The sequence below is a fragment of the Sphaerospermopsis torques-reginae ITEP-024 genome, assembly GCF_019598945.1.
Taxonomy (GTDB): Bacteria; Cyanobacteriota; Cyanobacteriia; order Cyanobacteriales; family Nostocaceae; genus Sphaerospermopsis.
The window spans coordinates 940,252-955,164 of record NZ_CP080598.1 but is presented as its reverse complement, the minus strand read 5'-3'; the positions used below and the strand labels follow the sequence as shown (position 1 = coordinate 955,164).

The 14,913-nt window shown below is 37.2% G+C and carries 12 protein-coding genes; 7 read left to right on the top strand and 5 right to left on the bottom strand.

Annotated features, from left to right (window positions below):
• The first annotated feature begins 167 nt into the window (after positions 1–167).
• Positions 168–1,241: an aromatic ring-hydroxylating dioxygenase subunit alpha gene (locus K2F26_RS04460; protein WP_220610511.1), complete on the top strand. Its 1,074-nt coding sequence runs from the start codon at positions 168–170 to the stop codon at positions 1,239–1,241.
• Between the two features lie 171 nt (positions 1,242–1,412).
• Here K2F26_RS04460 and K2F26_RS04455 read toward each other — a convergent pair whose 3' ends face one another.
• Positions 1,413–2,489 (bottom strand): PIN/TRAM domain-containing protein, encoded by a 1,077-nt coding sequence (locus K2F26_RS04455; protein WP_220610510.1) that lies wholly within the window; start codon positions 2,487–2,489, stop codon positions 1,413–1,415.
• 295 nt (positions 2,490–2,784) lie between these two features.
• Between K2F26_RS04455 and hemW the strand changes: the two genes are divergently transcribed.
• The 3 genes from hemW (at position 2,785) to mtnA (ending at position 8,649) form a co-directional block, all read left to right on the top strand.
• Complete coding sequence (hemW, locus tag K2F26_RS04450; protein ID WP_220610509.1) at positions 2,785–3,954, top strand: radical SAM family heme chaperone HemW; 1,170 nt, start codon at positions 2,785–2,787, stop codon at positions 3,952–3,954.
• Between the two features lie 1,072 nt (positions 3,955–5,026).
• On the top strand, positions 5,027–7,048 hold the full coding sequence (locus K2F26_RS04445) for a cation:proton antiporter domain-containing protein (protein WP_220610508.1): 2,022 nt from the start codon (positions 5,027–5,029) through the stop codon (positions 7,046–7,048).
• 563 nt (positions 7,049–7,611) lie between these two features.
• Positions 7,612–8,649, top strand: a complete 1,038-nt coding sequence (gene mtnA, locus K2F26_RS04440) for an S-methyl-5-thioribose-1-phosphate isomerase (protein ID WP_194053099.1) — start codon at positions 7,612–7,614, stop codon at positions 8,647–8,649.
• A 42-nt stretch (positions 8,650–8,691) separates the two neighbouring features.
• On the opposite strand, the gene K2F26_RS04435 is transcribed toward mtnA, so the two are convergent.
• Both K2F26_RS04435 and K2F26_RS04430 read right to left on the bottom strand, forming a co-directional pair.
• Positions 8,692–9,033 carry a type II toxin-antitoxin system HicB family antitoxin gene (locus K2F26_RS04435; protein WP_220610507.1) on the bottom strand — a complete coding sequence of 114 codons (342 nt, stop codon included), beginning with the start codon at positions 9,031–9,033 and terminating at the stop codon, positions 8,692–8,694.
• A complete protein-coding gene (locus K2F26_RS04430; protein WP_220610506.1) occupies positions 9,023–9,289 on the bottom strand; it encodes a type II toxin-antitoxin system HicA family toxin in 267 nt (88 codons plus the stop codon). Before K2F26_RS04430 ends, K2F26_RS04435 begins: the two co-directional genes overlap by 11 nt.
• 108 nt (positions 9,290–9,397) lie before the next feature.
• Between K2F26_RS04430 and K2F26_RS04425 the strand changes: the two genes are divergently transcribed.
• The gene (locus K2F26_RS04425; RefSeq protein ID WP_220610505.1) at positions 9,398–10,243 is read left to right on the top strand and encodes a hypothetical protein; all 846 of its coding nucleotides are present in this window, start codon (positions 9,398–9,400) and stop codon (positions 10,241–10,243) included.
• Positions 10,244–10,427: 184 nt separating this feature from the next.
• Here the strand turns inward: K2F26_RS04425 and K2F26_RS04420 are convergent, their stop codons facing one another.
• Entirely contained in the window at positions 10,428–11,525 is a 1,098-nt protein-coding gene (locus K2F26_RS04420) for an ABC transporter ATP-binding protein (RefSeq protein ID WP_220611772.1), read from the bottom strand.
• A gap of 148 nt (positions 11,526–11,673) precedes the next feature.
• The gene (locus K2F26_RS04415; RefSeq protein WP_194053054.1) at positions 11,674–12,387 is read right to left on the bottom strand and encodes a GUN4 domain-containing protein; all 714 of its coding nucleotides are present in this window, start codon (positions 12,385–12,387) and stop codon (positions 11,674–11,676) included.
• A 351-nt stretch (positions 12,388–12,738) separates the two neighbouring features.
• On the opposite strand from K2F26_RS04415, the gene K2F26_RS04410 reads away from it, so the two are divergent.
• The gene (locus tag K2F26_RS04410; protein ID WP_194053055.1) at positions 12,739–14,160 is read left to right on the top strand and encodes an NADP-dependent isocitrate dehydrogenase; all 1,422 of its coding nucleotides are present in this window, start codon (positions 12,739–12,741) and stop codon (positions 14,158–14,160) included.
• 171 nt (positions 14,161–14,331) lie between these two features.
• Positions 14,332–14,880 (top strand): Uma2 family endonuclease, encoded by a 549-nt coding sequence (locus tag K2F26_RS04405; RefSeq protein ID WP_194053057.1) that lies wholly within the window; start codon positions 14,332–14,334, stop codon positions 14,878–14,880.
• Positions 14,881–14,913 lie beyond the last annotated feature (33 nt).

The window sequence follows — 14,913 nt, the reverse complement described above, 5'->3', positions numbered from 1 at the left end:
TTTAATCTACAACTACTTTATCGTTTGTAGGCAAAATTGGCTTTTGTCAGAAGTTTAGGGAACAGGGAACAGGAAAGAAGAAATAAAGGTTTGTCTAGTGAGTGAGAGCAAAAATCAAATATTATTTTTATATTATATCTTGGAATATACCTAAATATTAATATTTTATGCAACAAACAATACCTGAAACAAACGCATCTATTTCTCCATTGTTACCAAAAAGTGTCCGCCAATTAGGAATTAACCCTAATCATTGGTATGTGGTTGCACGAAGTTACGAAGTTACAAATAATTCTTTAGCTGTAACAATTTGGAAACAGGCGATCGCACTTTATCGAGATAGTACAGGAAAAATTCACGCTTTAGAAGACCGTTGTCCCCATCGTCAAGTTAAACTTAGTCATGGGCAAGTAATAAACAACGAATTAGAATGTGCTTATCACGGTTGGCGGTTCAATAGTGAAGGTGAATGTGCAGCAGTTCCCTATTTAGCAGATAATCAAAAATTACCAACTTGTAAAATTCGCCGTTATCCTGTGAAAGAACAAGATGGTTTTATTTGGTTATTTCCGGGAAATAAAGAACCAAATAAAGAACCAATGGGTTTACCAGAATGGGATAATTTAAATTATATTGCCACAGTTTCCACCATTCAAACACAAGCTCATTATTCTTATTTAATTGAAAATTTGATGGATATGTATCACGGACATTTGCATCAAGATTTACAAGCTTGGGCGGAAGCATCACTGCAAAATATTGATGAAGATGAAAATAAAGTTCATGCCCATTATACAGCCCAAAGTTATTATAAAATAGATAAAATTTGGTCAATTTCTCAATTATTTTTTCCTGCTTTGCGTCGGTTGCATCCTGAACCATTAGACGTGAGTTATGTTTATCCTCATTGGGTGTCTACCTTGGGTAAAGATTTTAAAATTTACTGTTTATTATGTCCAGTAAACGAGACAGAAACCAAAGCTTATTTAATTCATTTTACCTCACTCAATGCTTTTTGGAGATTACACAAATTACCAGTATGGTTTCGGAAGTTTATTAAAGATAGCTTATTTGGTGCAGCGCAGAAATTACTTGACGGTTTGGTGGTACAAGATGTAAAAATGATAGAAGAAGAACAACAAGCTTTTTTACAAAATCCAGAAATCAGAAATTATGAATTAAATCGAGCTTTGGTAAGTGTGCAGAAATTGATGAAAACTCAAGTTGAAAAATCAAGTTGAAAAATTGGGATGGTTCCAAGGACATGGACTTATACCCAATTTTTTTAATCTAAAATCTGAAATCTAAAATCTAAAATCTAAAATTCCCGTACAGGAGTCAGGATTAAAATACAAAATCCCTGACTCAAGAAATCAGGGATGGGAAAACAGCTATTTTCTTTAGCATTTTCCTCACGCTAAAGCGGAAGCTTGAGGTTTAGCAAAAATCATTCTCCCTGCTGAGGTTTGTAAAGCACTGGTGACAACTACACGCAGTTCAGCACCCACAAAACCGCTTCCCTCTTCAACAACTACCATTGTTCCATCATCAAGATAACCGATACCTTGAGTTGGTTCTTTACCTTCTTTGAGAATTTTCAAATCAATATTATCACCAGGTAAATAAGAAGGACGCACCGCATTTACTAAATCATTAACATTCAAAACTGGGACTTTTTGCACACTAGCAACTTTTGATAAATTGTAGTCATTAGTTAATAGTGTTCCGTTAATTTCTTGGGCAAATTTTACCAATTTTGCATCAACTGTATGAATCTCTTCATAGTCTACAGGATTAATCAAAATCCTTTCTGGGTAAGTTTCTCGGATGCGGTTGAGAATGTCTAAACCTCTTCTACCTCGCACCCGTTTTACATCTTTACTTGCGTCAGCTACTTGTTGTAACTCTTGCAAAATAAACCGGGGAACAATTATTACTCCTTCTAAAAATCCCGTTTCTAACAATGCTTCAATGCGGCCATCAATAATGCAGCTAGTATCTAAAACTTTAGTATTTGCAGGTTTGAGAGTTCCTTCCACTACTAAAGTTTCCACAGTGTTAGGATTAATTAAGCGTAATAAACCCCGTCCGTGGGTATCTGCTAAATTCATACCCGTTACGGAAAGTATGATACTGCCAACAACAGCTACTATAGGTTTAATAAAGCTGAAATCTGCGGGAATGGGTAATAAAAATAGCGGGGCTAACATTAAATTAGCCAGTAATAACCCAATTACTAAACCAATGGCACGAGTTAAAATGACTTCTAGAGGCATTTCTTTCACTTGTGCTTCTAAGCGGCGGTAGGTAGTCTGGAAACTTAAACCCACTGCACCACCGATGATAGCAGCAAAGACAGCAACAACTAAGCGTAAAGCGTCTAGGTTGGTTACTCCGTCAAGAGTTCCAGAGGGGAGGAGGTCGGTACTGAAATAACCGATTCCGGCAGATGCGATAATAAATGAGAGAATGATAGTGAAATCAAGCATGATAATGTTTCCTGCGACTGTGTTTACCCATTAGAGTAAGGTATTTTTTATTTCAACGGTGATTGCTTGGGAAATATGAACTTACACTATAGGTTTACCAGTTAATACAATTATGCAAACATTATACCCAAAGACTTTTCCTTGCATAATTATTATTATTTTTGTTATCAAAAGATGAATTGTTGTAAAGAAACTGAGAATGGGTAATTGGTAATTGGTAATTGGTAATTTATCACCTAATCCTAATTTTGAGATCAAATCAATCTAAAATCTAAAATCTAAAATCTAAAATATTATGAGTTTTTCTGTTCCTACTGCTGCTTATGTACATATTCCTTTTTGTCGTCGGCGGTGTTTTTATTGTGATTTTCCGGTGTTTGTGGTGGGCGATCGCTCACGGGGTGAAACATCACATACAATTAGTCAATATGTTGAGGCAGTTTGTCAAGAAATAAACTCTGCACCCACTTTTAATCAACCTTTAAAAACCATTTTCTTTGGTGGTGGTACACCTTCGCTGTTATCTACAGAACAATTACAACAGATTTTAACAACATTAGAAAAGCGTTTTGGCATTGTATCAAGTGTAGAAATTTCAATGGAAATGGACCCCGGTACTTTTGATTTAGCACATATCACAGGATATAAAAATGCAGGTGTGAACCGGGTAAGTTTGGGTGTGCAAACGTTTGCAGCAGAATTGTTAAAAATTGCAGGGCGATCGCACTCAGTTGAAGATATTTTTGCAGCTATTGATTTAATTCACCAAGTCGAAATACCCGAATTTAGCATAGACTTAATTTCTGGTTTACCACATCAGTCTTTAGATCAATGGGAAAATTCCCTAACTAAAGCGGTAGAAATTTCGCCAACACATATATCTATTTATGATTTAACCATAGAACCGGGTACAGCTTTCGGACGTTATTACCAACCAGGAGATCAACCCCTACCGACAGATGAAACCACTGTCAAAATGTATCAATTAGGGCAAAAAATATTAACAGATGCACGTTATGAACATTATGAAATTTCCAACTATGCCAAAAGCGGACATCAATGTCAACATAATTTAGTTTATTGGCAAAATTTGTCTTATTACGGTTTCGGAATGGGTGCAGCTAGTTATGTACAAGGTAAACGCTTTACCCGTCCTCGTAAAACCAAAGAATATTATCAATGGTTAGAAAATGGTGCAATTATTGATTGTGAAATCACACCTATAGAGGAAGAATTATTAGAAACTTTAATGCTGGGTTTGCGTTTAGCATCCGGTTTGAATTTAAAGACATTAACCCAAAAGTTTGGTACAGAAAAAGTAGCAGAAATCAAACAATGTTTGTATCCTTATTTGGGTAAAGGTTGGGTACAAATTATGGGGGAAAAATTGCGGTTAACTGATCCTGATGGGTTTTTATTTTCTAATGTGGTATTAGCAGATTTATTTGAAAAGATGGGAGAGTAATATCAATTTTGAGTAAGCATTCAGCTATCAGTAATCAGCTTAAACGTGGGAGTGGTGATAAGACTATCAAAATTTAGCGGTTAGAATAATCTAAATCAGAACACCCGTAGGGAAGTCAAAAGTCAAAAAGTTATTGATTTCGAGGATTTAAGGATTTACAGGATGGTTTTTGAAGATTGATCTAAGTTTTCAGAAATTGTATTTTGTCTGAATCAGGATAACCAGGATTAAAGGATGTACAGGATGAAAACAGAAAATCTCTCTAAAACCTCTTACCTTCGTGTCCTTTGCGTTCTTCGTGGTTCATTCTTCTGTGACTTGTGCGTAACCAACCATCATCAAACAACATCCTGAAAATACTCAAATCTTGGACATCCTGATTCAGACAAAAAAATGCTTATACTTGAGTCAGAGACTCTAAAATGGCATTCCCAGTCTCAGACTGGGAACGATAACGAGAAGAAGGTTTGAAAAATTATGATAGTTGTATTTAGTGGTGCTGGACTTTCCGCAGAAAGCGGTATTCCTACTTTCAGAGGTACTGTATGATGTATTAGATGGGTTTACTGTCCTTGAGGGTAAGGCTACAGAACATTTACCAGCTTTAGTAGCATCTTTAAAGGAAAAACTTACTTAATTTCCGGTAAGTATTCAGCCGTCAGTTATCAGCTTTCAACGCTAAAATACAAAGAACAATAACAAATGCACAGAGGGAGCATCTTAAATGTGTAAATTTATTTTTATCCATGGAAATAATATGCACCCAAGTCTTGATATGATTGAACCGCAAAGGACGCAAAGTACACAAAGTTAAGAGAGTTGAGGGAGAGTTTTTGGTGTGGCTGTGTTTATTTTTTTCAAAATTGGGATGCTCCCTACACAAAGTGTAAATTTCCTCAATTAATGCTGATAAATTTTTGTTTTTGCTGTTATAAGCTGATTACTGATTACTGATAGCTGAATGCTTACGATTTCCGAAAATCTATCTCAAAATAGCTACTAAAGGCATTTGTATTTTCAGAAATTAATAGATATTTTAGTCGAATGCTAACTTCCTACCTGAGAAATATCTATGTTCATAGATGCCATTAATTTTTTATTGCCGACTGTGGTTTCTGCGCCTATTAAAGAACCTGTACCTGTATTTTTGACAATTTTAGGGATAATGCTAATTGCACCCCTATTATTTGAAAAAATCCGCCTTCCAGGTATCGTAGGTTTAATTTTGGCTGGGGTGATAGTTGGTCCTCATGGTTTCGGACTTTTAGCCAGAGATAGCACTATTGTCCTTTTGGGTACTGTTGGTTTGTTGTTTTTGATGTTTATGGCAGGTTTGGAAACGAGCCTCGATGACATGAAATATAACGCGGATAAGGCGTTAATTTTTGGGTTGTTGACATTTGCTATTCCGATGATCTTGGGTACGGTGGCAATGTTAGCGATAGGTTATGGTTTTTTACCTGCTATTTTGGTGGCTTCTTGTTTTGCTTCCCATACATTATTGGCTTTACCGATAGCGAGTAAATTGGGAATTATGCGATCGCAAGTTTTAACTACTACTCTTGGCGGTACTTTAATTACTAATATTTTAGCACTGTTAGTATTAGCGGTAGTTGTCAGGGCGCATCAAGGTAATTTAACCTTACAGTTTTGGTTATTTTTAATTCCTTCTCTGATTATTTACACTTTCCTGACTCTTTGGGGTGTTCCCCGTTTAGGAAAGTGGTTTTTTAGAAGATTTGGACATGATGAAGGGGCAGAGTTTACTTTTGTTCTCGCTACGTTGTTTGTAGTTTCTTACGGTGCTGATATCGTCCAAATAGAACCGATTATTGGCGCTTTTTTAGCGGGAGTTGCTATTACCCAATTAATCCCCCAACTTAGTCCGTTAATGAATCGGATTCAATTTATTGGTAATACTTTATTTGTACCATTTTTCCTCATTTCTGTGGGAATGTTGGTAAATCCCAAAATTCTGATTCAAGAACCAAAATCTTTAATAGTATCTGGTGTAATGGTGACGGTTGCCATTATTGCTAAATATCTTCCTGCTTGGGGTGCAGGTAAATTATTTGCTTTTAACCATGATAAAATTATGGTGATATTTGGGTTGTCAGTAGCTCAAGCTGCTTCTACCTTAGCTGCAATTACTGTTGCTTATAATATCAAATTGGTAGATCAATTAACCGTAAATGGTACAATAGCTATGATTTTAGTTACCTGTATTGCTTCTCCTTGGGTGACAGCAAAATGGGGAAAAAAAATCAAACCAGAAGATGCTACTACTCAAAAACCTCAAGGTGGAAAATTAGGCGATCGCGTTTTAGTTCCTGTAGCTAACCCCAAAACTGAAGATAACCTGTTAAAGTTAGCAATGATCTTAGCTAAGTCTGCTGCTGGAACTTTATTACCTTTACACATTTTAATAGAAGAAGGTGAAGCAATTTCACCCGCAGATAAAGCTAGACAAAATCAATTACTTTCCACCGCAGAAATGATCGCCCATGCCGCAGTTACTAAAGTTTTACCTATTGGCAGAATTGATGAATCAATTGATAAAGGAATTGCTAGAGTAGCAGAAGAAAAACAAGCTAGTGTGATAGTCTGTGGTTGGAAAGGTTATTCCACTTACCAAGAAAATTTATTTGGTGGTGTGATTGATAAAATTGTGCAACGCAGTTCTGTACCAGTTTTAGTCAGTCGTTTTCCTTTACCAATTGAACATACATCACGAGTATTTTTAGCTTTTACTACCCAACAAGCACAAGCTATTTCTTTTACCCAAAATATTAAACTAGCTAAAACTTTAGCCACCGAATTAAAAGCATCTTTACAACTTTTGCAAGTCGTCAGTAGCAAAGGAGTAGATATTGATTTAACAGATGGGATCATACCAGCAGATATCCCTGTACAAAAATTGCAAGGTAATTTTGTCAGAGAAGTATCACGGTTACTCAAACCTAATGACTTATTATTGTTAAATGGAACTGTAGCACAAAAAAGCCAGATATTTTCCCTACTTGGTCATATTCCCGAGGCGATCGCTCATCATCATCCCAAAGTTGCAATGATGATTCTTTATTTTCCCCAGTAGTGGGTGATTGGTGATTGGTGATTGGTGATTGGGGACTGGGGACAGTTTTACTATTACCTATTACCTATTACCAGCCCCTATTAATTTAAATCAAATATCCCATTTATTCAGATGAAAGCTGAAAAATTTATCTGCGTTTATCTGCGTTCATCTGCGTTTTCTATTCTATATTATAAATTCCAATAAAAAATCTGATCCAGTGGAAATTTCAGTTTTTGGGTATATAAAACCCTTGGATTATCTTCAAGACTATCATAACACAACCCTGTCAGAAGTCAAGACCCTTGAAATTACGTTGAGTCATTCGCAACCATTCTCAATAATTTGAGGGTAAAAACGAGTGTTGAAACTTTTTTGGGATTTTTGGGTCAAAATCATGTTAAAAATTGTTAAGCAAAAAACGCAGATGGTAAAAAATATTTGCGATCGCTCATAATCAACCCAATGTTGCTATGATGATTCTTTATTTTCCACAATGTTAGGTGACAGGTGACAGGTGACAGGTGATAGGTGACAGTTTTGCTATTACCAATCACCAATTACCCATTACCCATTACCAATTTATGCTTTATCCCGTTGTTTGGCAGAATAACTCAGTTTTACTCATAGATCAAACCCGTTTACCAAATGAGTATGCAGTGGTAGAAATTAATCGTAGCGAAGACATGGCCGAGGCCATTATAACTATGATAGTTAGAGGTGCGCCGGCTATTGGTGTTGCGGCTGCTTACGGAATGTATTTGGGTGCAAGAGAAATTGAAACGAGCGATCGCACGGAATTTTTAAACCGTTTAGAACAAGTCGCCCAGTTATTGCGTTCTACCCGTCCCACTGCGGTAAACTTATTTTGGGCAATTGGGAGAATGATGAAAACTGCTTATGAAACTTTGGGAACTATCCCAGAAATTAAACAAAATCTCCTAGAAACTGCCCAAACTATCAACGCTGAAGATATCCAAACCTGTGAAAAAATAGGTGATCACGGTTTAAATGTTTTACCCAAAACACCCGAAAAATTAATCATATTAACTCACTGTAATGCTGGTGCTTTAGCAACCGCTGGTTATGGTACTGCTTTAGGTGTAGTGCGTTCTGCTTGGAGAGAAGGAAGACTCACACGAGTATTTGCAGATGAAACCCGTCCTCGTTTACAAGGTGCAAAACTAACCGCTTGGGAATGTGTACAAGAAGGAATTCCCGTTACAGTTATTACTGATAATATGGCCGCCCATTGTATGCAACAAGGTTTAATTGATGCGGTGGTTGTCGGTGCTGATAGAATAGCTGCCAATGGAGATACTGCTAATAAAATCGGTACTTACAGTTTAGCCATTGTTGCTAAAGCTCATAATATTCCGTTCTTTGTCGCTGCACCGATTTCTACCATTGATTTTACCTTAGCTAATGGTAGTCAAATTCCTATTGAAGAACGTCATCCTTCAGAAGTTTATCAAGTTGGTGATACTGTTTTGACACCTTCAGGAGTAGAATTTTATAACCCTGCTTTTGATGTTACTCCCGCAAAGTTAATTACAGCCATTATTACAGAAAATGGTGCTTTTGCTCCAGGGGATTTGGTAAAGTGCCATAATCATTCTTAATTATTAACTCACCCATAAATGTGGGTGATTTTTAACTGATTTTTAACTTTGAATATAACCAGATTTACTTGTATACTCAGACAAGCATTTTTCTATCCAAGAATTTAAACTTTTACCTTCTTGTTTAGCTCGATTTGCAATTCTTTGGTGTAATTGGGGATTAATTCTCACCATTAATTTACCTGAAAATGGTTGCTCAGGTTCTTCACCACGTTCTTTGCAAAATTCTAAATAATCATCCACAGAATCGTGAAAAGCTTGTTTCAACTCTTCCACGCTGCTACCTTGAAATGTAATCACATCTCTAATATTAATAACTTCACCATGAAAAATATCAGCTTCTTCGTCAAATTCAACTATTGCTTCATAACCTTTATATTTCATCGCTAACTCCTGCTTCTAATAAAAAGCGACGCATAGATTTTACAGCACCTTTATCTGTTTCTTTTTGAGGATGAGGTCTGTGAAAAACAGCTTTTACATCATTGAGAGCAATTCTCACCCGTGAACCAGAACCTTCTGTTATTTCTGCTCCCAGTGCTACCAGCATTCCTTCAATATCATTCCACGGAATGTTTGCTCTCACTGGATTTTCAAATATAGCGTCAAGGGTTTTTTTGTGTTTAGTATTCAGTTCCATTATATAATATCATAAGTTGATAGTATTATCTACTAAACTTTGACATAAACAACATATTATGTCAAAAAAATTAATTGAGTTTTGACAAAACCTCATAAATTACCACCCATGAAAAAATTAATCACCATAATCACTTTAATTCTATCTTGCATTTCTTTGGTTAGTTGTAATAATACACCAACCGACACAACGAATACAAACAACCCAACCACAGCAAACTCAACTAATAATACTGTAGAATCTCAACCAGAAAATTCACCCACATCTGAAACAGAAAAGGAAGATCAAACAGAAACAGAAACAGATAAACCAGAGAAAATAAAATCTACACCGCAAACAGTCAGCAAAACCAATATCAAAAATAAATCACCGCAAGTTGGTACAGTTAAAGAATTAGTCAATGGTGATTTAATGTGTTATGTCACCTTAGTAAATGAAAAAGGTGGAGAAAATCAATTTGGGGCAAGTTTTGATATTTGTGCAGAAGAAGGAAAATTTTTAAATAAAAAAGTCCGTGCGAGTTTCACAGTAGAATCAGTGAATGATTGTGAAAGTGCAGAACCTTGCGGAAAAACTCGTCAAGAATCTATAATTACTAAAATGGAGGTTTTAGAAGATAAAACAACAACAAAGACAGAAACAAAACCTCAAGCAAATAAAACCCAAACCATCAGTAACGGAGAGTGGACAATTACTATTGGTAATGGTGATTCTTGGACAGGAGTTAATAATACAGGAAACTTGACATATAAAGGATGTGATACAAAAAGTAACTGTATTGAATTAACAGGTGGTAAAGTTTCTTGTCGTGATGGAAAATGTGTTACCGGGTGGAGAAATGGAGATTATGTTTACATCATAGAACAACCGATTACAGAAAATGGAAATGCGGATTCAACTTTAATAGTGAGAAAAGGTGATCAAGAAATTCTCAAAGCGACAGGATTAAAATAAATAGTAGGTTAGGTTGACAAAAGGAAACCCAACATTACTCATTCTCTTACTTTGCGTACTTTGCGTACTTTGCGTACTTTGCGGTTCATTAATCGAAAATTTTGGAAACTACACCGAGAAAACATGAATAAATAAAATGATCTAACTTCTTGTTGGGTTGCGCTGTCGCTTAACCCAACCTACATTAAACGGGAAAAATTCTTTCTCCACTACCTGGATCAAAAATAAACAAATGATTTAAATCGAAATGCAAATGCAACTTTTCACCGGGATGTAAACGCAAACCCCCACCCACCTGAACATTCATAAACCCAGAAGAACCAGGTAAACTCACACGAATTAAAATTTCCCTTCCCAAAGGTTCAACAACTTTAACTTCTACTGCAAGGGTTGAATTTTCTGGTTGAATTTCTGATTTACTAATACTAATATGTTCAGGACGAATACCCAAATTACAAATTTGTTCAGGATGCAAATTAAAAGCTGCTTTGATGTTTTCAGGAATAGCTAATAATTGACCACTAACATCAAAATGATCACCTTTATAAATAGCCGCTAAAATATTCATGGGAGGATTACCCAAAAAAGTTGCTACCATTTCATTAGCAGGTAAAGCATAAATACTTTGAGGATCACCAATTTGTTGAATACGTCCCCGATTTAAAACTACAATTTTATCAGCCAAAGTCATAGCTTCAACTTGGTCATGGGTGACATAAATTGTAGTAATCCCCAATTCTTGATGTAGTTGTTTTAATTCTGCTCTAGTATCATCTCGTAATTGAGCATCTAAATTAGATAAAGGTTCATCAAGTAGAAATAGTTGTGGTTGACGGGCGATCGCTCTTCCTAATGCTACCCGTTGTTGTTGTCCTCCAGAAAGTTGTTTAGGTTTTCTGTCTAACAAATGTTCCAAAGACAGCGATCGCGCAACCGTTAATACTCGTTCTTGAATAGTGTTCTTATCCACCTTTCGCATTTCCAAACCAAAAGCGATATTTTGAGCTACCGTCTTATGGGGATAAAGGGCATAATTTTGAAATACCATTGCTACATCACGCGCTCTGGCTGGGATATCATTAACCAAGCGATCGCCTATAAACAAATTTCCAGAAGTAGCAGTTTCCAAACCTGCGATAGTTCGTAAAATTGTAGACTTACCGCACCCCGAAGGACCAACTAAAACCCAAAACTCACCATCAGGAATTTCAAAGGTGATATCCTCAATCGCGGTGACATTGTTAAATTTACGTTTAATTTTATCTAAAACAACTTTAGCCATTTCTAATAATTGATAATTGACAATTGATAATTGATAATTGGGCATTAGGCATTGGGCATTGGGCATTGGGCATTGGGTTATTAATCTTCCCCTGCTCCCCCTGCCTCCCCTGCCTCTTCCCTGTCACCTGTCACCTGTCACCTGTCACCTAACCCCACGCAGGATGAGATAAAAGAGAAGCCATTACCCGCACCCCGCGCAGTTGGTTAGAAAGGGGTAGATGACCTCTAGGGGCGCTTAAATCCCAGGTAAACTCGTTGGGGTAGCGAGTCCATTTATTACCGTCCTTCCAGCCGATTTTTGGCCATAAAGTTTCCCAGTTTCTACCCACCCCCAACCAAATTTCTCGCTGTACAGAAAAACCAAACTTGCCTTCGGAGTGGACAACCCAAAGATGATTAATTGTTTGTAAATCTTTAATGGGAAAATTTTCCACTTCAGTAAAATACAACCATTTTCTTTGTACTGCTTGGGGTCCTGCCATTTCGCACATTTTTTGAATTGTCAGCAGGTCAGCAGCTTGAAACTCCTGCTTGATGAGTAATTCTTGCAAAGAATTGTAACTGATCCCACGATCTGATTTTAGAGGTACAATTCCTTCAGGAAAGTGAGTTTCTAGAAATTCCTTAGCCGTAGGTGCATCAGAATTATAGATGACTTGGTAAGCTTTACCATCAATCCAAGTTGCTGGAGTGTCACGACGTTTCAACAAAAATTCCTGCAACACCTCTAAACCCTCATTACCCAAGTTAGCTAATTGTGGGATGATTTGTTGTTGGACTTTTTCGGACCCAGCGATTAACTTTTGGCGCAGGGAGTCGATGTCATTAGCAGTGCCTGATACAATCATTGGGTCTGTCATGCCATTACTCGTGTTAGCGTTTCAGTGAACAAACGAATCAGCTATTGGGCATTCTACAAAATGAAGCACAGATAGCGAAAAGTAGTTTACTATTTTTGACTGGACAAAGTAGCGCCGGTTTAACTGCAATCTACGTCTGAGCTACCAATAATTTACCAGGTAACGCAGGGGATGATCTGCGCCTCAAAGAAAGGGCAGGGGAAGCAGGGGAAGTAAGGGAAGCAGGGGGAGAATATTAACTTTTGCCTTCTGTCACCTGTCACCTGTCACCTGTCACCTGTCACCTGTCACCTGTCACCTGTCACCTGCCTTCTGACTCCTTGAAATTATTCTATTTGGAATGTGTTAACTATGTACGACAAGATTACCCCCCCGACAACTGGCGAAAAAATTACCTTCAAAAATGGTGAACCTGTTGTTCCTGATAATCCTATTATTCCCTTTATTCGTGGTGATGGCACAGGTATTGATATTTGGCCAGCTACAGAAAAGGTGCTGGATGCTGCGGTAGCAAAAGCATACAACGGCAAAAGAAAAATTAGCTGGTTTAAGGTTTATGCTGGTGATGAAGCTTGTGATTTATACGGCACTTATCAGTATTTACCCCAGGATACTCTTACCGCTATTAAAGAATATGGCGTTGCGATTAAAGGACCTTTGACTACTCCGGTAGGTGGTGGGATTCGGTCTTTAAATGTGGCTTTACGTCAAATTTTTGACCTTTATGCCTGTGTGCGTCCCTGTCGTTACTATGCGGGAACTCCTTCACCTCATAAGAACCCGGAAAAATTGGATGTGATTGTGTACCGGGAAAATACGGAAGATATTTATTTGGGGATTGAATGGAAACAAGGTAGTGAAATTGGCGATCGCCTCATTTCTATCCTCAACAATGAACTTATTCCCGCAACACCAGAACATGGTAAAAAGCAAATTCCTCTCGATGCAGGTATAGGAATTAAACCCATCAGCAAAAGCGGTTCACAACGTTTAGTTAGACGTGCCATCAAGCACGCTTTACAACTGCCCAAAGCCAAGCAACAAGTAACATTGGTGCATAAAGGCAACATCATGAAATACACCGAAGGCGCTTTTAGAGATTGGGGTTATGAATTAGCAACCAGCGAATTTCGTAATGAATGCGTTACCGAAAGGGAATCTTGGATATTAGGAAATAAGGAGAAAAACCCCAACCTTTCCTTAGAAGAAAACGCCAGAATGATCGATCCTGGTTTTGATGCTTTAACCCCAGAGAAAAAAGCCCAAATTGTTAAAGAAGTGGAAACAGTTCTTAACTCAATTTGGGCAACTCATGGTGATGGAAAATGGAAAAATAAAGTGATGGTAAATGATCGCATCGCTGATAGTATTTTCCAACAAATTCAAACCCGTCCAGATGAGTATTCTATTCTGGCGACAATGAACCTCAATGGTGATTATTTATCTGATGCTGCTGCCGCCATTGTCGGTGGTTTAGGCATGGGTCCAGGGGCAAATATTGGTGACTCCTGCGCCGTTTTTGAAGCTACTCATGGAACAGCACCCAAACACGCCGGTTTAGATAAAATTAACCCCGGTTCTGTGATTCTTTCCGGTGTAATGATGCTAGAATATATGGGATGGCAAGAAGCCGCAGATTTGGTTAAAAAAGGATTAGGTGCAGCCATAGCTAATGGTGAAGTTACCTATGACTTAGCGCGGTTAATAGAACCACCTGTAGAACCTTTGAAATGTTCAGAATTTGCTGAGGCAATTATCAAACATTTCGGTTAATTTGGGTTAATTACTATTAACTAAAGGGGCGGGTTTTCCCGTCCTATTTGTCTGAATCGGGATATCCAGGATTAAAGGATGAACAGGATTGGATTGAGAAAATGTATAAAAATTATATTTGAGTCATAATATCAATAATATCAAAAGTGTTGAAAAGGAGAATAGATGATTATGGTAATGACACCAATTAAAGAAGAGGTATTAAAAAATTATTCGCTAGAAAATTGGATACAAAATTCCCCAGAGGGTACAGAATGGGTAAATGGGGAATTATTGGAGAAAAAAGAAGTGACACTGAAACATAGTCGGGTACAAGCAAAACTAGCTACTTACTGGAGAAATTATAAAGATTCTAGTGAACAAGGTGGAGAAGTTTATACAGAAGCACCCTGTCGCACTCATCAACAAGGTCGTCGTCCTGATGTTGCTTATCTTACTCCAGAATTGATACAGCAGTTTGGTGAACCTGACGTTTTACCTCAAAGTTTTCCCCTCGTAGCAGAAATTATTTCTCCCACAGATTTAGCAGAAGATATGATTGCTAAATCTCAAGAATATTTGCAATCAGGAAGTGAGGAAGTTTGGTTAGTTTTTCCTGAAAATCGTTGGATTATTGTAATTACTAAGAATCAACGTCTTGTGTTTATTGCTGGTGAAATAGTGAGGACTCAAACTGTATTACTAGGGTTTAATATTACAGTAGATGAATTATTGGGGTAAGACAGAAAATAAACACTTTAAATCAGATTAAAA